Annotated in this window: 16 protein-coding genes; 5 read left to right on the forward strand and 11 right to left on the reverse strand. The window is 33.7% G+C overall.

What is annotated here, in order from left to right; genetic code table 11:
* Positions 1–133: 133 nt before the first annotated feature.
* From HOO91_20760 to HOO91_20785, 6 genes are all read right to left on the reverse strand, one after another.
* Positions 134–2,452, reverse strand: a complete 2,319-nt coding sequence (locus tag HOO91_20760) for a hypothetical protein (GenBank protein NOU19997.1) — start codon at positions 2,450–2,452, stop codon at positions 134–136.
* A gap of 46 nt (positions 2,453–2,498) precedes the next feature.
* Positions 2,499–3,047: a hypothetical protein gene (locus HOO91_20765; protein ID NOU19998.1), complete on the reverse strand. Its 549-nt coding sequence runs from the start codon at positions 3,045–3,047 to the stop codon at positions 2,499–2,501.
* Between the two features lie 85 nt (positions 3,048–3,132).
* A complete protein-coding gene (locus HOO91_20770; GenBank protein ID NOU19999.1) occupies positions 3,133–4,185 on the reverse strand; it encodes a hypothetical protein in 1,053 nt (350 codons plus the stop codon).
* Between the two features lie 89 nt (positions 4,186–4,274).
* On the reverse strand, positions 4,275–4,901 hold the full coding sequence (locus tag HOO91_20775; GenBank protein NOU20000.1) for a response regulator transcription factor: 627 nt from the start codon (positions 4,899–4,901) through the stop codon (positions 4,275–4,277).
* Positions 4,902–5,108: 207 nt separating this feature from the next.
* Positions 5,109–7,217, reverse strand: coding sequence for a M3 family metallopeptidase (locus HOO91_20780; protein ID NOU20001.1), 2,109 nt, complete (start codon positions 7,215–7,217; stop codon positions 5,109–5,111).
* 144 nt (positions 7,218–7,361) lie between these two features.
* Positions 7,362–8,474 carry an aminotransferase class I/II-fold pyridoxal phosphate-dependent enzyme gene (locus HOO91_20785; GenBank protein ID NOU20002.1) on the reverse strand — a complete coding sequence of 371 codons (1,113 nt, stop codon included), beginning with the start codon at positions 8,472–8,474 and terminating at the stop codon, positions 7,362–7,364.
* Between the two features lie 190 nt (positions 8,475–8,664).
* On the opposite strand from HOO91_20785, the gene HOO91_20790 reads away from it, so the two are divergent.
* Complete coding sequence (locus tag HOO91_20790; GenBank protein ID NOU20003.1) at positions 8,665–10,428, forward strand: hypothetical protein; 1,764 nt, start codon at positions 8,665–8,667, stop codon at positions 10,426–10,428.
* Positions 10,429–10,488: 60 nt separating this feature from the next.
* On the opposite strand, the gene HOO91_20795 is transcribed toward HOO91_20790, so the two are convergent.
* Positions 10,489–11,031, reverse strand: a complete 543-nt coding sequence (locus tag HOO91_20795) for a hypothetical protein (protein NOU20004.1) — start codon at positions 11,029–11,031, stop codon at positions 10,489–10,491.
* Between the two features lie 52 nt (positions 11,032–11,083).
* Entirely contained in the window at positions 11,084–11,485 is a 402-nt protein-coding gene (locus HOO91_20800; protein NOU20005.1) for a DUF1573 domain-containing protein, read from the reverse strand.
* A 152-nt stretch (positions 11,486–11,637) separates the two neighbouring features.
* Here HOO91_20800 and HOO91_20805 point away from each other — a divergent pair, with 152 nt between their 5' ends.
* The 3 genes from HOO91_20805 to HOO91_20815 all read left to right on the forward strand — a co-directional run bounded on the left by HOO91_20805 (position 11,638) and on the right by HOO91_20815 (position 14,333).
* On the forward strand, positions 11,638–12,921 hold the full coding sequence (locus tag HOO91_20805) for a HAMP domain-containing histidine kinase (protein ID NOU20006.1): 1,284 nt from the start codon (positions 11,638–11,640) through the stop codon (positions 12,919–12,921).
* On the forward strand, positions 12,914–13,600 hold the full coding sequence (locus HOO91_20810) for a response regulator transcription factor (GenBank protein NOU20007.1): 687 nt from the start codon (positions 12,914–12,916) through the stop codon (positions 13,598–13,600). The genes HOO91_20805 and HOO91_20810 overlap by 8 nt, the downstream gene beginning before the upstream one ends.
* 307 nt (positions 13,601–13,907) lie before the next feature.
* Positions 13,908–14,333 (forward strand): tellurite resistance TerB family protein, encoded by a 426-nt coding sequence (locus HOO91_20815; GenBank protein ID NOU20008.1) that lies wholly within the window; start codon positions 13,908–13,910, stop codon positions 14,331–14,333.
* Between the two features lie 486 nt (positions 14,334–14,819).
* Here HOO91_20815 and HOO91_20820 read toward each other — a convergent pair whose 3' ends face one another.
* Positions 14,820–15,017 (reverse strand): hypothetical protein, encoded by a 198-nt coding sequence (locus tag HOO91_20820; protein NOU20009.1) that lies wholly within the window; start codon positions 15,015–15,017, stop codon positions 14,820–14,822.
* 412 nt (positions 15,018–15,429) lie between these two features.
* Between HOO91_20820 and HOO91_20825 the strand changes: the two genes are divergently transcribed.
* Positions 15,430–16,056, forward strand: a complete 627-nt coding sequence (locus HOO91_20825) for a CoA pyrophosphatase (GenBank protein ID NOU20010.1) — start codon at positions 15,430–15,432, stop codon at positions 16,054–16,056.
* Here the strand turns inward: HOO91_20825 and HOO91_20830 are convergent, their stop codons facing one another.
* Positions 16,057–17,472 carry a transporter substrate-binding domain-containing protein gene (locus HOO91_20830; protein NOU20011.1) on the reverse strand — a complete coding sequence of 472 codons (1,416 nt, stop codon included), beginning with the start codon at positions 17,470–17,472 and terminating at the stop codon, positions 16,057–16,059.
* A 65-nt stretch (positions 17,473–17,537) separates the two neighbouring features.
* Positions 17,538–19,598 (reverse strand): putative porin, encoded by a 2,061-nt coding sequence (locus HOO91_20835; GenBank protein ID NOU20012.1) that lies wholly within the window; start codon positions 19,596–19,598, stop codon positions 17,538–17,540.
* Positions 19,599–19,735: the final 137 nt, after the last annotated feature.

Consider the following 19,735-nt stretch of genomic DNA (forward strand, 5'->3'; position numbering starts at 1 on the left):
AATTCATAGTTTTCGTAGGCTTTCTCTGGGAGACCTATATTATACCCCTAATGTAATAAACATAACCTAAACTCTACTATTTCAAAGAACAATTTTTATCTTTTTTTCTTAAGTCAACGACATTGATTCTTAATTATTTATCAAAATAGTACGAGTATCCTATTTGAATTTGGCTATATCCTTCATAAACCTTTTTTGCAAATGAGCCATAGTATCGATACCTAAAAAATAATTTACCTTTCGAGTTTGAAGTGGGCGAATAGCCTCCAAAAAACTCAATATTATACAAAGTTTTATTTCGCCAACTATTTTCTAACCCCATCTTTTCTAATGATGCTAATTGATTCATTTTATCATTTAAAAGTTTGATGTATTGCAAACCACCTCTTAATTCTAGAAAATAAGACTCATCTGTTTGGATATTAAAACGAGTATTCAACTTAAAAGATATCGAATTTAAGACTCGATCATTAATAGTAATAATACTATCCTCTAAATTTAAGGTAGAATCGCTTACACCAATACCAGAATAGTTAATACCTGAGTCAAAGTAAAATATAGTTTTCAGAGAAGGAACCGAAGTCATAAATAAGTTTAAATCAAAACCTACGGAGTAAATCTCATATTTCTTTAAATTCAATGTGGAAACATTAGAAGTATCTCCGATTTTAATAATTGGTAAATACTTATTTGTTTTTTCAAACTTGGATATTAGCACATTTGGTGATATGTAATCTAAAAAACCATAATAGGCACTGCCTTCTTTAGGTCGTTTGCAGAAAGTGTATTTATAGGGATTTAAATACATTTCCTTTGAAAACTCTGTTTGAATTAATCCATTTGGATTTGTACCATTTATCCCTTTAATATCACTGAAAACTCTGAATTCAAAAAGTTTTTGAGAAGGCGACTTATATAAAACAACATTTTGAATCCCTTTGTTTTTTACGATAGTAAATGATGTATCAGCAGGGCTTAGATCTCGTCTACCATTTTTTAGTTTTGGTCTATAGAAAGCCATAACTTTATATAATTCAACCTCATACTCATCACCATTAATTGAAGCATATAGTTTAATTTTTTTATTGTTTCTATCGATACTATTTAAGGATGAGATGCCGATGGGGACTTTATTTCTTAATGTTATATACATTTGATTCTTCTCTATCTTATTATTTTTTTGAAATCCATAATATTCAATTATTCCATATGCAACAATCTTATCAACAAAGGTTTGATTAATTTCAACATCAATCGTATCAATTTTCATATTAAGAATTTCATAACCATATTCAACTAGTGCTGAATCCTTAATAGTTTGTATTTTTTTTATTGTTTCTTTTATCTTTCCTCTATTATTTGAAAGATATTTATTAAAACGCTTAAGTTTTTCTTGTAATAATTTCTTTTGTACAATATTTGCTTGTAGTAAATCATTTTGAATAGACTCTAATGTATTCCGATTTTGATTGTTTGAATTAATTTTATCAAGAAGTTCATCAACATTTATTTTTTCTTTTTCACGAAGCACACACAATTGTTTATAAATTATTACTTGAGCAAACCTTCCTTTAAATAAGGAATCGGGTATTTGTTGAAAAGGACAAGCTTGTTGTTTTGAATCAATAAATTCTTGCTTTAATTTTGAGAATTCTTCGGTATTTGTTTCTTTTTCTAACTCTTGGATTTTGCTTTGCAATCGAACTCCTAAGTCATTAACAATAAAAGTATTTTTTTCTAAAGTGAATATTTCATTGTTTATTTTAATTGAATCTTTTCCTAGTTTTGATATTTTATCGGACAACTTATCAAACTGAATTAGAGCCTTATCCATCGAATCTAAAAAGAACAAGAAAGTCTCAGTAATTTTTTTATCAAGATGTTCTTTGAAATTTGTAGGACCATATTTTTCCAAATAGTTTTTAGGATAAGAAGCATCCTTATTAATCAGTCTGTCAACAATTAGATCTTTACTTTTTACGATAAAATTCTTGTATTGCACTTCAGTCTCTGCTTTCTTGTAAAGATTTAATGCGTCATTTAAATTATCCTTATAGATTTCTTTAAAGTCCCAATCCACTTTCTTTAAAAAGACGTGATCATTATCGAAGCCCATTGTTCCGGCAATCAATTGATTTTGGCTAACACCCTTTAAGATAACCTGTTTTTGAATTGCAAAGAAAACCCTGAAGGCTTCCGTCCTAATGCTGTCCTGATTTTTTATGCTTTTATAATGCTTTTTAAATGCATCAACTAAAAGTTCATATTTCCATTGGTATATTTTAGCAGTATCAGTATCTGCACTTTCAAATTTAAGCATCCTATACTCGCCTTCATCAATAACTTCAATCCACTTTCGAGAATTGTCAAACAAGTTATCTTTAAACAAAATTGTTTGTGAGTATGAGGTAAATGCATAAAATACTAGAAATAGAGTAAGATATTTTTTCATGATTCATTTATTAAATTAGAGTTTTGACTTTGTTCTTTTTCTTACTTCATGAATTATTGGCCAATTGCTTATTCTCCGAAGTCTTAACTACCGAATAAGTTCCTGCGCTTATTCCCAAAAGCACTAAACAATTAGTGTTTATGGGCGGTATGATATCCATCTTATTATAAACTGTAACTAACATCCATATTCCAAAGATGATATTGAATAGAACAGCCTGTAATCTATGAATGCTTGCCCCGTTGGCATCAGCAATAATATCATATAATAGACCTTCCCCTTTTTCGTTCTGATGGCGACTTTGAGATGGATCGCTAACATCAATTATGTTGGCTATTGATGTAGTTCCTGCACTAATACCCAATAGTATAAGCGTAGAGGTACTAAGAACTGGAATAGTCCCGCCATTAGCAAATATTATTGTTATGAAAGCGGTAATTATAATCCATGTCCACCATGCTAGCTGAACGCGGGAGTAGCTGAATGGTTTTTTCTCAGAAGTACTAATATCTCGAAGTAATTTATACTTCTTATCAAGGTAAATGATTAGTAACAGTAACACGATAAGTGTTAGGAAAAAAATTAATTGGTTCATGGTAATAGGTTTTAAGTTATTTATTGAATGCTCATTTCTATTTCAAAAAGACAAAACTGCGACCGTAATAAACAACTCGTTCAAATTAAGAATCCTTCTTCTCGCCTACAGGTTTAGCAACTGCACCCCTTATTTTCATCAGTTTGCTTAGCAAATCGAACCAGAATGGTGCGCCTAGGGAGATCGCTATTGCGGTAACTAAGCATCCCCAGAGGTTTCTCCAACTATCGAAGATAAATCCTTTGCCCTTAACTCTCTTTGCGGTAAGAACATCTTGATTTTCTTGCGTATAAGCCTCCAATGAATCCATTCTATCCATAAGTATCTTTTGCCCTTTTAAAACCTCCTTACCAACGGAGTCGGCAATGAAATCGTTAAGAGCTTTGGTATTACCGGCAAATTTTTTAGCCAAAACGGTATCCGCTTTAAGCCTATCTGCAAGTCCTTTATCGAAAGCGGAAGTCATAAGGGCACTATCCTTAATCATGTTTCCAGCCATTTGGAGGTATTGCTCCCGAAGTTTCGGATCCCTTGAGAGGCTAGTAGCTATCTGAAATGTATCCACGTTAAATATTGTGGCAATAGTTAAACCTACCAAGAAAGTTATAAGGGTAATCCTCCTTTTGTACCAGCCACCAACACGATCCATAGTATCATTAAACCAGTTCTCAAGCAAAATTTTAAAATTCTCAAGTTTATTCTCCGATTCGTTCAAAAATTCAATCAGAAGTTTACCTGTTTCGGTATCCTTAAGGAATTTACCAGTTACTGGATCTTTGAAATCTTCTACAGATTTCCGAACCATCTCAAATGTGGTTTCCCCATCAACTTCCTCGTTTTTTAGAACATAGATTAGTGCCTTTACAAAGTTTCGAGAGTGTATGTATGATGGTTTCTTTAAAGAGAATCGAGATCCCTTACTCATATACTTTATGAGCGGAGTTTCATAAATTTTTTTGGATAAAAGGGATTGTTTGTCATCATCATCGAGCATGCGTTCAATGCCTTTTACAAGGTTTCGGGCACGTAGTTGACTATACGTTGCAATAAGTTCAACAATTGTGGTTGTAAGTAGGCTGTAAAGGGTATATATGAATACTAAGCCAATAACAACATCAAGGGCAATGCTTCCAGTCATAATTATCTGTTTTGAAATGCTAAGTTAAACAATGAGTATATGTTTATAAATATCCTGTTCAGGTGATATAGAATTGATTTAATAAATTTCTACCCTGTGTGTAAATATTTGAGAATTGCTTCGGAGCGATTCTTTACGTGTAATTTAGGATAAATATGCTTTAAATGACTTTTAACAGTTTGAATGCTAATACCTTTTCTCTTTGCAATTTCTTTGTAAAGCAAGCCTTTTGAAAGAAGATTCATAATTTCAATTTCACGATTGGTAAGGTCTTTAGTATTCTCCCAGCACTTTAGGTGGAAATTTTTAAATGATTTAATTATTCGGTTTGAAACGAACGGTTCTGATGATTTAACCTCATTATCTGCCAATTTAATTTCATCTACAATCGATTTTGTATAATTCACCTTATGAATTACCCAATTGGCACACGCTAAAACCCGTTTCTGTTCATTCTTCTCATCTATTTCCGTTGAAAGCAAAACATAAATCTGAACCTGTTTTTTCCGAATCTTTTTAACTAATTCCTTACCTTGATTACCATTTAGTTGAACATTAAAAACAAGCACCCTGTTTTCTTGGAAATTATTAATAATAAACTGCTCATCCTGAAACTCAAAACTATTAGTAGTTTGAATTGGGGTTTCATTATTAAGAACATTAATTTTATTGCTATACTCTTCCTCCAAACTATCAATGACATCTTGTTTTATCATACTAGAACAAGGTTTAGAGATTTCAATATAAAATTAAACAATAAAATTCTCTTAGCCAATATTTTAATTAAATATTTTAAAAATTTTCATTGAATTGTTTATCAGAAGAAAAACTTTTACTTTCCCAATATAAATTCATAAAAAAAGCGTTCGGGTTTTAACCCGAACGCTTTTTATTTCTAAAATGCAAATATAAGAAACTTCGAACTACTCTAAACCACGCTTCTTTAGCAATGGTATTAATGATGGTTCTTGTCCTCTGAACTTATTATACTGAACCATTCCCTCATCGTTTCCCCCTTCGGTTAAGACATGCTTTCTAAACTTGTTTGCTAGATCTTTATTGAAAATATCGCCCGAATCAACAAAAACTTGGTAAACATCTGAATCGAGAACAGCTGCCCATAGGTAAACATAATAACCAGCAGCATATCCATCAACAATATGCGCAAAATAGGTTGAACGATATCGTGGAATGATCTCCTTCATGAGGTGGATTCTATCCATCGATTTCTTCTCAAAATCGAGGACATCAATTTTCTTAGATTCCTGAATGCTATGCCAATCAAGATCTAAAACTGATGCTGCTATGTATTCAACGGTTTCAAAAGCTTGGTTGAAAGTAAGACTTTTTTGAAGTTTTTCAAGAAGTTCTTTAGGGATTATTTCGCCAGTTTTATAATGCTTAGCGTAAACATTTAAAACTTCAGGAGCTCCAGCCCAATTCTCATCAACCTGAGATGGGAGTTCAATCATATCATTGGGTAAATTCCCTGCAATTCGGTTATACTTGCCATCAATTGACAAACCATGAAGCGCATGTCCAAATTCATGGAAAAGTGTATTCACCTCGTCCCATGTTAAAAGGGAAGGAGTATCAGCAGTAGGCTTAGTCACATTGGTCACTACAGTAACAATTGGGGGAACTCTTTTACCGTTTTCATCATAGTATTGATCCCTATAATTGCCACACCAAGCACCTGCCTGTTTACTCTCACGTGGAAAATAATCTAGGTATAAAACACCAGCATGACTACCATCAGCCTCTTTTACTTCAAAGGCCTCTACATCTGGGTAATATACAGGAACATTGGTTAACTTAGTAAAGGTTAGTCCGTAAAGTTTTTTTGCAACGTAAAACATCCCTTCACGAACATTACTTAATTCAAAGTAAGGTTTAATCTCTGATTCATCCAGATTGTATTTCTCTTTTCTCAATTTTTCTGCATAATACCACCAATCCCAAGTATCGAACTTAAATTTTCCGCCTTCTCTATCAATAATTTTTTGCATTTCATCTCTATCTCTTAAGGCAACTTTCTGAGCAGGTTCCATCAGTTTATTTAAAAAATCGTAAACCTTTTCAGGTGTTTTAGCCATATTCACGCTGATTGAATACTCTGCATAGGTTTTGTACCCTAAAAGTCTTGATCTTTCAGACCTAAGGTTTGCAATGTTTAATAGATTGTCTTTGTTGTCAAACTTATCGTTATTATTGCAACGCATGTAGTAACCACGATAGATTTTTTCGCGTAAACTGCGATTCTTTGCGTATTGTAAAAATGGAATCATGCTTGGTTTTTGTAGAGTAAATACCCATTTTCCATGCGAACTACTCTCTTTAACAGTATCGAGCGCAGCCTCAATAACACCTTGGGGTAAGCCATCTAAATCCTCTTTTTTATCTAATATCATCCTGAAGTTTGAACTTGTTTCGGCTAGATGATTCTCTAGGAAGTTAAGGACGTATGTAGATAATTTCTGGTTAATTTCCCGAAGTTTTTCCTTATCAGCCTCATTCAAATTTGCACCATTTCTAACAAAATCGTTATAGTATTTTTCAATCACCCTTTTTTGTAAGGCATCTAAACTACTTGATTCACGATTCTCGTAAATAGCCTTAATTTTCAGAAACAATTTCTCGTTAAGAGAGATATTATCCGCATGCTTTGTAAGTAAGGGTGTAACTTTTTGTGCAATTGCCTGCATCGCAGGATTGGTATTTGCTGAGTTCAACGAAAAGAATACTCTGTTTATTGTTCGTAAAAGAACCCCCGATTTATCAAGCGCATAAATAGTATTATCGAATGTGGGTACATTCGTATTATTTACAATTGCATCGATCTCAGCCTGTTGATCAGCAATCCCTTTCACAAATGCTGGAACATAATGGCTAGTATCAATCTTGTCGAATGCTGGAACATTAAATGGAGTGTTGAATTCACTAAAAAATGGATTCGAGGATTTCTGCTCCTTCTGCTTACATCCAAACATCACTAAAATTGAAATCATAATTATTATTGGTAGTTTTTTCATAAATGTATTTTTGGTAAATAATTAATTTAACATTTGATATGCAATAAGTAAAAAAGCTTATTGCTTGATAGAAATTATTATAAATCGCTTTGCAATTTAGTTAAACCTACAATAACTCTATTAATTTTTTACTTGTTATAAAACCTATTGCAATAGTTCATAGCTATCTAATACTTTTAGTACCTCGGGCAGATTTGCTCGCCCAAAACCCAAGCGAATATGACTTGTTCCATAATAAAACATTTCACTAGGTACAATCATAACCCCAGTATCTTTCACAACCTTTTCGCAAAAATCAAGGCTTGGCATATTGATTTTTAGTTTAGCCAAACCAATTGTTCCTGCATTGGGCTTAATCCATGATAGTGAATGACTATGATTCTTAATAAATTCATCAAGAAGGTTTAGATTTATTTTGATTTTTTTGAGATTTATATCGATTAGATTTTCCTTATGACGCAAAGCAATAAATCCCAGAATTTCGCTTGGAGCACTACAGCAAATTGTAGTATAATCCTTATAAGCAATCATCTCATTCAATAAGGCGCTATTCTGTGTTGTAATCCATCCAATACGTAAACCAGCCAATCCAAAAGTTTTGGATAAGCCCGAAAGCGAAATCGCATTACAGTATAAATCGCTGGCTGATGGAAGCCTATTTACTGAGTCATGCTCTAAATAGCGATACATCTCATCGGAAAATATAAGTAGGTTATTCTCTTTTGCAATATCAATTACTTTTTGAAAATCATCTAACGAGGGCAAATAACCTGTTGGGTTATGCGGAAAATTGATAATAATAAGTCGAGTATTCGGGCGAATTGATTTTTCTATATCACTTGGGTCGAAATACCAACCCTTCTCCTCATTTGGTTGCCAATAGGTAATATCGCAACCAATACTCTCAACAATTTGATGTAACGATTGGTAACTTGGAGATATACAAATAACATGATCCTCTTTACATAGAATGCAATTTAAGGCAATAAATATCCCCTCTTCGGGAGTAAGAACCATTACCTGATCTGGGGTGATTTTAGAATACATTTTGGTGATTTCATCTCTAAGCATTGGAAAGCCCTGACTTTCGGTATAACCAAGTTGAAGGTTATTCCATAATTCGGTCTCTTTGCTGGTTGCCATACCAAGTATTTCCTGCATATTAAAACCATCGCAATCTGAACTAGAAAGCAGATATTGAGTATTAAACTCATATTTGGCAAAGTATCGTTCGAGTTTAAATGGTGAAATTTTCATGTTAAAAAAGGATAAAAGACTTAGAATTTAGAATTTTTATCAAATTAAAGCAAATAACTCACACTTATTATGTTTATTCTAAGATGTTCTTCATAAATTTACCAAAATTATTTATGCAACAAACCTATTAGTTTAATTGTTAAATTCTAGTTTATTAAAAATTGTATTACACTTTAAAATTAATTTATTTATGAAATCAAAAAAATTAATTTCTTCAGCATTAATCCTTCTTGCATTTGCAGTTCTAGTAGGAACTAACAATGTTCAAGGTCAGGATAATAAGTTAACTGTAGGGTATCTAAAACCCGGAAAAGTTGATGTAAAAGCATTTGTTATAAAAAGCGAAACAACCTTAAAGATTGAAGGTTATGGAGGTCTTTTCGAAAAACTTGGTAACGATCTAATGTTCTATGGATGGATACTCGATAGCAAATCAAGAAAAATTGTATGGAATCTTTTAGAGGTAGCTAACGATGAGTTTTTTCTGCATAACGACCCGGGGAGATTTAATTTCAAAAAAGATATTACACTACCTGCCGGTCAGTATGAGGTTTATTACGCAGCAGGGAGAAACTACAATCGATTTGGCAATAAGGAATATAACTTTCATATTAGTGATCTTGGCGATTTAATTAATATGATATTCAATGAAATAAATTATGATAAGGAAGATCGCTATAACAGCGTTTACTCGTCAAAATTCTCGATGACTGTTTTATTTCCCAATAACGATTTTAAAGAGGTTGCTTGGAATCAAAAAGTAAATGAATTCTCGGGGAATGCTTTAGTATCGGTTGTTCGTGCTGGTGACAACGAAAATATTAAGAAGAGTTTCACAGCACTAAAAGATGTCAAGCTAAATATTATGGAAATTGGGGAACAATCCGATGATCAATTATATGATTTTACTTGGATTGTAAACGCTAGTACTTACGAAAAGGTTTGGCCAAATGCCGAAACCCGTTTTAAAAAAGCAGGTGGTGGAAGTAAAAATAAATCAACCTTTCAAACAATAACACTACCTAAAGGAACCTATACGCTTTACTTTACATCAGATGATTCCCATTCCTACGACAAATGGAATGTCCTTCCTCCTTATGATCCACAATTCTGGGGTGTTACTATTTGGCCTGATGAGGCTGATAAGGCAAACGTTAAGGCCATTGAAGCGGTAGATCCTTTTGTACTTAAATTAAATAAAGCAAAGAATAATGCCTACCTATCACAAGGCTTCACTCTTAAAAAAGATATGAAAATTAGAGTTCTTTGTGAAGGTGAAAGCACAGGAGATTTTGACATGGCTGATTATGGTTGGATTGTAAACTCCGATAATCACACAACAGTTTGGGAATTCACCCAAAGAAAATCACAGTATGCTGGAGGAGCCGAAAAAAACAGGATGGTAAATCAGGAAATAGAACTTCCAAAAGGAAACTATACTGCATACTTTGTAACCGACGATTCACATGCATATAGCAATTGGAATGCAGCCCCTCCATTAGTACCAGAGCTTTGGGGGTTAAGCATTTTAGTTGATGCTGATAAAGAATCATTCGTTCTAAACAATGCGCAAGCTAACACTAGCGATAATAATGTAATTGCCCAAATTACTAAAGTTAGAGATGATGAGAAAATGAGTAAATCCTTTACTCTCGATAAAGCTGCTAAAGTTAGAATCTACGCTATTGGCGAAGGGGTTGATGGGGATATGGTTGATTATGGTTGGATAAAGAATCGCACAACCGACAAGGTAGTATGGGAGATGACCTACCGTACCTCAGAGAAAGCTGGTGGTGCTGAGAAAAACAGGATGTATGATGGAACAATTCTACTACCTGCCGGAGAATACACCGTTTACTTTGAAACAGATGGCTCTCACTCCTACCACGATTGGAACGATACGCCTCCTTACGATCAGGATCATTATGGAATAACTATCTCGAAAATTGAATAGCAAACAAAGAAATCCCGCAATTGCGGGATTTCTTTTATTACATCATTAAAAAGTTAAGGATTATCTAATTATTTCGCATTTTTCAGCAATTATAGAAACAACCGAAACATAATCTTTATTCTTCTTTTTCATTATAGCCCTTAATTTGTCAATATCTCGTTTTGATAATCTATCCGCTCTTCCTGCTGCTACTTGCCTGCTTACCCATGCGGAATCCTTGCATGGAGTATTATCAATATGGCATAACAGAGTTCTTTCCTTTTCCATTTTATCAATATATGCCTTATCAAGCCGAGATTCCTTTACAATTCCTTTAACTTTTACGCTCCTTTTATAAAATGTCGTATCAAAACTAGCAAGGGTGTCCTTGGGTACAATTTTTATTATTTCTCCATTTTTAGTTTCCAGTTTCAATTTCTTACCATTAAAACTGCATACATAGATAATGAGACCTTCTACTTCAACTTCTGTATTACGGTACTTGTCAATTCTTACAATTAGGCTGTCAGCAGAAATTTTTGTAGGTACTTGACCTGCTAATTTGTTTATGCTGCAAACGGCAAATATCATAGCCATTGCCGCAATCAAAAAGCGATGTTTCATTTTGTTTATTTTGATTGTTTATATTCTTTTCTTAGGTTAAGAAACTCTTTATTTACTCTATTACCTGACCTTTTATATATAGCATTACAGTTTTGTCCGTAGTATTATTTGATACTGTAACAGACTTATAGAATGAACCAATAGAGGTTGCATTAAAAGTAGCTTTAACAAACCCTTTAACTCTAGGGGCAATTGGTTTTTGTGAATACTCTACAGAAGTGCATCCACAGGAGCCTTTTGCATCCGATATTATTAATGGTTCACTACCGTTATTGGTAAACTCAAAAGTAGCGGTTACTGGAACGCCTTTTTTGACTGTTCCAAAATCAAAGGTAGTAGATGAAGCCCAGCTAATACTTGCTCCCAGAATTTTAGCATCGTTGGCCTGTTTGTCCTGTGCATTAACACAGACCGATGCTATCAAAAAAACAAAAATTGTTACTGTCGTTTTCATAATCTTCTATTTTAGGTTTTAAATTTCAACAAACTTACCATACATATTATCTATATGTTGTTAATGAAATTCAAACAAACCTTAACGAAAAGCTAAATCATCCCTTGGTATATTTATTTGTGCTATTTTTGAATTGGTTATTGTTTACTTTCATGAAAACACACAACATTCGATCTCTAATAATCTTTGCAATTATTTGCATTACAGGAATTGTTGCTAGCCAAGTTTATTGGTTTAAAAAAGCATTCGACCTTAAAGAGAAGCAGTTCAATCAAACTGTAACCATTGCACTACAGAATGTTGCCGAAACAATTTTAAGTTACAATCAAATTCAAATTCCTCTTTCATCATTAGTCAATCAAATATCGAGCAACTATTATGCAGTAATGACAAATAGCGATATTGACATTAAAACCTTAGAATTCCTCCTAAAGAACGAGTTTCAAAAGAAAAAATTAAACCTTGATTTTGAGTATGGTGTGTACAACTGCCAAAGCGAAAAAATGGTTTATGGCAACTATATCTCTTCAGAATCCCAATCCATCCCAAAGAAAATACGCGAATTACCAGTCTGGAAAAAGGATAATTACTACTTTTCGGTATTCTTCCCAAATAAATCAATCTATCTAACCGGTCAACTTGGTATATGGCTCTTTACAACGGCTGTGCTTTTTCTTGTTTGTATTTTCTTTGGGTACTCGCTATTAATAATACTACAGCAAAAACGATTATCGGACATCCAGAGTGATTTCATAAATAATATGACGCATGAGTTTAACACACCCATTTCCTCCATTATGGTCATGAGCCAGCTTCTGAGAAAGGAGGAAATTAGCAGCAATTGCCCAAAAGTTACAGAGTACTCAGGGTTAATTACTAAAGAGGCAACCCGGATAAAAGATCAAATCGATAAGATTTTGCAAATCGCAATTATGGACAAGCATAAAGCTATCTATAGTTTCGCAATAATTAACATCCATGAATGTCTTTATGAAGCCCTAAATACCATAGAGTATCGGGTAAAAGAACAAGGTGGGCAGTTAAATATATCAACAAAAGCAATTCAAAATTTAATTTACGGCGATTCTGTTCATCTTATTAATGTATTCTTCAATCTTGTAGATAACTCCTTAAAATACAACATTAACATACCTGAAATTAGCGTCTCAACATTCAATATAAAACAAAAAATATGCATTAAAATCTGCGATAATGGCATTGGCATAAGTACTAAGCACCAAAAAATGCTTTTCAGCAAATTCTTTCGTGTTCCAACAGGTAATGTTCATAATGTTAAAGGATTTGGCATTGGGTTGTACTATGTTCATAAAGTAATCCATGCACATAAAGGCTCTATTAAGGTAAAGAGCACCCCAATGCAGGGTACAGAGTTTACAATTGTTTTACCAATAGCTAAAAGCAAAATAAATGTATAAAGCCAAAATACTACTTGCAGAAGATGATTCGACTCTAGGGGTTGTAATTAAAGATTATCTAACAATTAGTAATTACGATTGCACCTTAAAGGATGATGGTTTGGCTGCATGGAATACCTTTCAATCCTATAAATTTGACATTTGTATTTTAGATATTATGCTTCCGAGTATGGATGGATTTAGCCTTGCCGAAAACATAAGAAAAATCAACACTAATGTGCCAATACTTTTTCTTACATCGAAGCAATCGAAAGAGGATAAAATAATAGGTTTTAAAACTGGTGCCGATGATTATATTACAAAACCATTCAACATTGAAGAATTGGTATTAAGAATTGAAGTCTTTCTTAAACGAAGCAACAATCAAGTATCTCCTGAGACAATATTTCAAATCGGTCAATATACCTTCAATTACCAAAATCTTTCGTTACAGATAGGAAATACCAAGCAACAACTTTCTCAAAAGGAAGCAGATATTCTCAAGATTTTATGTAAAAACGCAGGAGATATTGTTAAACGCGATGATTTACTAAATACTATATGGGGTAGCGACGATTACTTTAAAGGGCGTAGTTTAGATGTATTTATATCGAAATTAAGGAAATACCTAAAGGATGATCCTAAAATCGAAATTCAAAATTTATATTCAATTGGGTTTAGGTTTAAAGTTGAGAATTAAAGATAATAAACTACCTCGCAGCAGAGCTTCGAGGAATTAACCTAAAGAGATTAAACATTGTTGATTTTGCATAAATGCAAAATCGTCAAACCTCCGTGTCCTCTGTGCTTCTCAGCATCAATAAACATCATTATGGCAAGTTTGTACCTTATTAAAACGACTTTTTATTAAAAACAGAACTTAAAACCTCTGTGTTAAAATTTATATTGAACTCCGTTTATTTTAATGTTATTTAACTTCTTTATTTTGATCAAAATATTAATTTCGTCCCCCGTTATAAAAACAAATCAAACCTAATAAAATTAGTATGGGACTTTTTAACCTAGGGGGATCATCAGAAATCTCCAACGAGAAAGAAGCTTTTTTTGCAATTATCTTTGCCTGCATGGCGGCAGATGGCGAAATAGCACCAGAAGAGGAAATCAATCTTATTAACCTACTTTCTAGTAGACCAACTTTCCGTAAGTTTGACCTTCGCGATGCAATGAAGAAAATTCAACGCATCCTAAAGGAGACCAAGAATCTTGAGGGTTTGTTAGATAAAGCCGTTGAGAAAATTCCAGCAGAACTACGAGCTACAGTTTACACCAATGCTGTAGACTTTGTTTTAGCTGATGGTGATGTTGCAAGCGAAGAAGAAGCAGTAATTGCTATGATAAAAAGCAAACTGGCAATCTCCGATGAGCTATCGAAAAAGATTATTGAGGTTATTATTCTAAAAAATAAGGCTTAATGCCTATTTTTCATAATGAACGAAGAGGTGGAAATTCCACCTTTTTTTATGCTTCGAACTAAAAAAAATTTCGCAAGAACGCCAAGTTTTCGCTAAGTTCGCAAAGTATATTATTCATTATCTCAACACTTTGTGGGCTTAGCGACTTTGCGTGATATATTTTTTTATTGCTGAACAACTACAACTTATGAAATTTCATCGCTTTAACACAACTCATTGAATTTTCGGGAAAGACTTACCCCATAACCCCCACTCTATACTGTATTATACAATTACCCGTTTTCTTCCCTGTGTTTATTGAATACGTCCTGAAAGGACAACCTATTATAGCCCATGGCAACGCCTTGGGGCAAGGTTTCAATGTTGTTTTTAGCGGGCTGAAAGCCCAACTTAATCTACCCTTTCAGGGTGAAAAAAATCACGATTCATTACCCTAGGCGACGCTTTGCTTGCCATTGGGCTAAGATAATTTGGGCTTACAGCCCGTTATACCATCATCTTTCTTTTTTTCCTTTGCATGTCCCTAGTTTCGAGCATTTCAAGAACGTTGAATTCTTTACCGCACTGTTTGCATACATAATCCAGTGTATGAGTATCGGCATAGTACTCTTTCTCAAGCTTTGGATGATCGCAGGGTTTTGTACCCCACTCATCTCTTAGTTTTTTTGCTTTTAAGTACTCCATATTGGTTTGTATTTAAATTAGCACTAAAAACATCTATATAATTTAAAGTATAAGCAGTAATTACAAAACGAATTTGTAAATCAAATATACGAAAATCAAAGGCTAAACAAAAACAAAATAGGTAACTACTCAGATATATACTTTATTGTAAACTAACAAGGCTGTGCGGTCTTTTAAGTTTCTCGCAAAGTCGCAAGTCTCGCTAGGGAGAAAAACTTTTAGTTTTTTCTCTTTGCGCACAAACTGTAGGTTCATCTAATCATAATATTTCAATATCTTTCAGTTGGTTTTAATTTTGTTCCTCATCTATCTTATATTCTTTGTGACTTTACGTGAGATATTTTTTTTGAGGAATAGTTACGATGAAGGAAATTTACCCGCTTTATACTATTTTTGGGTAATAATAAAAGAAATGATTGATAGTAATAACCTGATAAGGGACATAAGGCAAAACCTAAAATATCCACTCCCCGGATTACCGGCTCAGCTTCGAATGGCACCATCCTTTAGGGGCGAACTCCTTAAAACAAACAATGGCAACAATTCCCGCAAAAGTGCTGTTTTGATATCCCTTTTCCCCGAGAACGGTAAACTAAACACCCTCTTAATAAAACGAACCACCTACGATGGTGTGCATAGCGGTCAGGTAAGTTTTCCTGGCGGAAAATTCGATGAAGTAGACGAGTCCTTAATTCAAACTGCACTTCGCGAAGCCTACGAAGAGGTTGGCATCAATCCCAGCGATGTTGAAATTTTAGGAACTCTCACCCCTCTTTTTATCCCTGTAAGCAACATGGAGGTACAACCCGTTATCGGATTACTAAATACAAAGCCCGAATTACAACTAAACTCACACGAAGTAGAATTTACCATTACCGTTCCAATTTGCCACCTAAAAAATCCTGCAAATCATCTGGTAAAGGATATTATAGTAAAAGGGTACTCCATAGAAGCACCCTATATCAAAGTTGATTGCGAAGACGTTTGGGGAGCAACAGCAATGATAATATCTGAATTTATTGAGCTTTACAGCTGCTGATTATTGCCTAATAATATTCTTGTAGTGGTCGTAACGTTCCAAAATCTCGCTTACATAGCGATAAGTTTCCGCTCCCCTTAGGTAGCCATAACGAACAACCGAATCGTTGCAAAAATCAACCTTATTCTGAATAAAAAAACCAACATTATTGTCCCATACATTTGGATCTTTGCCATATTTTTTGGCAAGATTTCTTGCATCAAGAATATGCCCATAACCAGCATTATAAGCCGCTAAAACAAACTTCAATCTTTCCTTCTCGGGAATTCTGATATCCTCCATGTTCTTCTCAAGCATCTTAAGGTAACGAACACCCATTCTTAGCTGTAAACTTGGATTTGCCTCATGAGCAATACCAAAATACTCTGCGGTAATTGGCATAAACTGCATTAACCCGTAAGCCCCGCTCTCCGATTTAACGTATGGATTAAACTTCGATTCCTGATATATTAACGAAGCTATTAACCTCCAGTCCCAGCTAATTCGACTACTCTCCGATTTAATCTGCTCGTCAAAAACCGATAGTTTACCCTTAGTGGTGTAAAAATATTCGCTCTTAATCATAATTGCCATATAGGGATTATCGTAGTACTTATTATAAACATTAGCATACCCTAAACCCTTTACAAATGTTTTAAGCCATTGATTCACCTTGCCGAGTAAATCAGGTGATTTTTTTCCCACAGCCCAAGCAACATTTTGATTAGTTCCAATAATTGTTTCAAAATCGACATTAGAATATAAAGGTGCTTCTACCCTAGCATAAGTCTCGTCACAAACTGCAAAATCAATCTTCCCAGATGACACCAAATCAACAAGACCCTCAGTTAAACCATCAGAATATTCTTTAATTGTAATCGGAATCTTATTCTCAATACTAATGTTTTTAAGTACAGTTACAGCCACTGACTTTGCCTTAACATAAACAGTTTTATTGGCTAAAGAAACTTGATCTCGAACTATACTATTACCAATCTCGGTGTTTTTGCTAAAATTCTTTCGCTGTACAAGAACCTGATGAGTTTGTTGGTATGATTCCGTGAACTCAAAATTCTTATAATTACCAGCTACTCCTAGCAAATTAGTTGCAATGATATCAACCTCACCCCTCTTTAGCATTTTCATTGCCTCATCGGGATCATTCTCAGCAATTAGCTCAAGTTTCACACCCAATTCTGTAGCCAGAGCAACCAGCATATCATACTGATATCCCATTGGTTCACCCTTGTAAATAAAGTAGTTTGTTGATGTAAAATCAGTAACTGCTACAATTTTTCCAGCGGTAAGAATTTGCGCTAAATCGCGAGATTTATCTTTTACTTTAATAATACTCGAATCTTTGGAAACACAAGCAAAAAGAAAAATAAAAACAAAAAAAATAAAATACCTTACTCTATTTAAGATAAATACTAACATCACTAAAATTTATTGATTTAATTATTCAGAAACACCGAATTGACAATGATTGTTTAATTATGATTTTAATCGTAAAAAATCCACGAGACACCAATTTTAAAAATAAAGCGGTTTAAAGGATAGTGAATAGTTGAAAAAGAATCACCACTACCTGACATTCCATTGACATGATCACCCTTAAAGAATAATACTGCCCTTTTCCATTTAAAATCTACAAAAACATCAACAATTGGGTACTCCCCAATCTGTTTTTCTTTCTGATTATGAAATTGACCTGTGGCTGGCGAATAAGCATCGACAAAGAATTTTGAACGATAAAAGACATTTGCTCCAATTCTTCCTAGCAGAACCTTTTTTACTAATTCATATTCAAAAAATAGTGAACTGAAAACTGAAAAGGTTGGTAGATTAAGAATCTCCTTATTGGTATTTGCTTGCCATACAATCCTATTAGTAAAGTGCAAACCTCCTAGTTTAAAATCTTTTTGTACAAATGCAGATGTTACAGTTACTCCCGATGTTTGCTTTGGAACACCAGTAGTATCAAAATAAACATAGTTATTAATTCTCGCAAGATTATACCCTGCCTCAAATCTCCACTTATCAGCGCCAATTGAACCTCCAACTAAAAACCATTTCTCTTTTACAAAATCATTATCCCATTTGTAATGATTTGAATAATAGTTTTTCAGAAAGATATCCGGTTCTTTATCAGAAATCTCAATCTTTGCTTTAATATACGGATATTCACTCGACTTCCACGGAGAAATCATCATTTGACCTAATAACTCTTTATCGGCAGCTCTATAACCATCAATATACATTCTTAAGGAACCAGTATACGATAAATATGGTGAATAGCTGAAAACCCCAAGGCCAAAATTATTTGATTCAATTCTATTGTCTGATCTTTTAAAAACAAAATCATTCGGTTGGAAATAATAATATTTCCCTCTAGTATTGGTAATCCAAAACCTTAAGCCAGGCAAGCCGGGAAACTTAGCTAATTGATCAATCTCTCCAAGAATTGTCGATTCGTAGGTAACTAGCATAGATGAGTCATGAGTAGCACCTTGGCCTATATAAAAGTTCTTATAGTACGATCCATTCCAAGAACTTGAGGTATCAACATAAGTTCTAGTACTTTTATTAGCCACAAACATTGCCTTAAGGCTAAATACAGGTTTTTTAATCAATATCTGATTTCCTTTACTGTCCTTCCCTTTCACCCATCTGTTGATAATATTATAACCAACGATTCCCGAAAAGCCTTTTTGTTTTTCCTCACTTGAAGTCCCATGCAACTTAAACTTTATCAAAGCAGCTTCAATACTAGCATCCTGAATTTCAGCATCATTCACTAAACCACCATTTTCTTGATTTCTAATCCGAGCATATGAAAAATTACTTTGGAAAGAGAATCTATCCCTATAATAGCTAGCAAAAAAAGAAAAAAGATTATTCTTTGTTAGCTGATCTTTATACATGCCCTTTGTACCAAAATAATCATATACAAACCCAGCATTCAAATATTTATTCACATTCTGGGTATGTAAAACATGCATAGTCTGCTCAGCCTCTCTATTTCCACCACCCATTGAATAATTAACAAGCGATAAAGGTTTTTTTACATGAAACTGGTTAAGTTCATCTATGTCAGATGAATAATCAGAATGATATCTAGAAAATATAAACTTATAATCTCGATTCCTATTGAAAAAATGATCGGTTTGTAATGGAGCACCCATATTACCTAATGAAGTGATTGTTTCAAGTCGTTTTTGTGTAGGTATTATTAGGTGCGGAAAGAAAAGCGAAGTGTCAACCCCTTCGGTAACTTCTAAATCAAATGATTTAGGGTTTAACCTCCATGAAACAATCTTATGTGTTGAGTCCACTCCATTAAGAATATCTAAAATATTTTTCTTAGATATCTTTTTTAATGACAATGAATCTATAACAAGAGTCTTTTTAAAATCAGGATTAACAACAACCTTTTTTACTGTATCAGAAATATTTAATGTATCAATCTGCTGGTATGAATTCATACCAGCAAATAAAAGCCTCTGAAATAAAAGTAAAGTAAAAAGTAGAGGTGCTATTTTCAAATAATTATATTTTCTCATTTGGAATGCAAATATAATCCAAATTTATCTCAAAACACCAACCCGGGGTCGGAATCGGGTGGGGCGGGGCCAAAAAGCGCAAAATAAAAAAGCCCCTAGGGTGTACCTAGGGGCCTGTGGGTGGCGACGTCCTACTC

The organism is Bacteroidales bacterium (assembly GCA_013141385.1).
GTDB lineage: Bacteria > Bacteroidota > Bacteroidia > Bacteroidales > Tenuifilaceae > UBA8529.

Excerpts from the sequence above, each read along its gene's own strand:
- HOO91_20815 (NOU20008.1), top strand. The coding sequence starts at position 13,908 with ATGGGACTTTTTAACCTAGGGGGATCATCAGAAATCTCCAACGAGAAA.
- HOO91_20790 (NOU20003.1), top strand. The coding sequence starts at position 8,665 with ATGAAATCAAAAAAATTAATTTCTTCAGCATTAATCCTTCTTGCATTT.
- HOO91_20775 (NOU20000.1), bottom strand. The coding sequence starts at position 4,901 with ATGATAAAACAAGATGTCATTGATAGTTTGGAGGAAGAGTATAGCAAT.
- HOO91_20810 (NOU20007.1), top strand. The coding sequence starts at position 12,914 with ATGTATAAAGCCAAAATACTACTTGCAGAAGATGATTCGACTCTAGGG.
- HOO91_20795 (NOU20004.1), bottom strand. The coding sequence starts at position 11,031 with ATGAAACATCGCTTTTTGATTGCGGCAATGGCTATGATATTTGCCGTT.
- HOO91_20800 (NOU20005.1), bottom strand. The coding sequence starts at position 11,485 with ATGAAAACGACAGTAACAATTTTTGTTTTTTTGATAGCATCGGTCTGT.
- HOO91_20765 (NOU19998.1), bottom strand. The coding sequence starts at position 3,047 with ATGAACCAATTAATTTTTTTCCTAACACTTATCGTGTTACTGTTACTA.
- HOO91_20780 (NOU20001.1), bottom strand. The coding sequence starts at position 7,217 with ATGAAAAAACTACCAATAATAATTATGATTTCAATTTTAGTGATGTTT.
- HOO91_20825 (NOU20010.1), top strand. The coding sequence starts at position 15,430 with ATGATTGATAGTAATAACCTGATAAGGGACATAAGGCAAAACCTAAAA.
- HOO91_20770 (NOU19999.1), bottom strand. The coding sequence starts at position 4,185 with ATGACTGGAAGCATTGCCCTTGATGTTGTTATTGGCTTAGTATTCATA.
- HOO91_20820 (NOU20009.1), bottom strand. The coding sequence starts at position 15,017 with ATGGAGTACTTAAAAGCAAAAAAACTAAGAGATGAGTGGGGTACAAAA.
- HOO91_20835 (NOU20012.1), bottom strand. The coding sequence starts at position 19,598 with ATGAGAAAATATAATTATTTGAAAATAGCACCTCTACTTTTTACTTTA.
- HOO91_20785 (NOU20002.1), bottom strand. The coding sequence starts at position 8,474 with ATGAAAATTTCACCATTTAAACTCGAACGATACTTTGCCAAATATGAG.
- HOO91_20830 (NOU20011.1), bottom strand. The coding sequence starts at position 17,472 with ATGTTAGTATTTATCTTAAATAGAGTAAGGTATTTTATTTTTTTTGTT.
- HOO91_20760 (NOU19997.1), bottom strand. The coding sequence starts at position 2,452 with ATGAAAAAATATCTTACTCTATTTCTAGTATTTTATGCATTTACCTCA.
- HOO91_20805 (NOU20006.1), top strand. The coding sequence starts at position 11,638 with ATGAAAACACACAACATTCGATCTCTAATAATCTTTGCAATTATTTGC.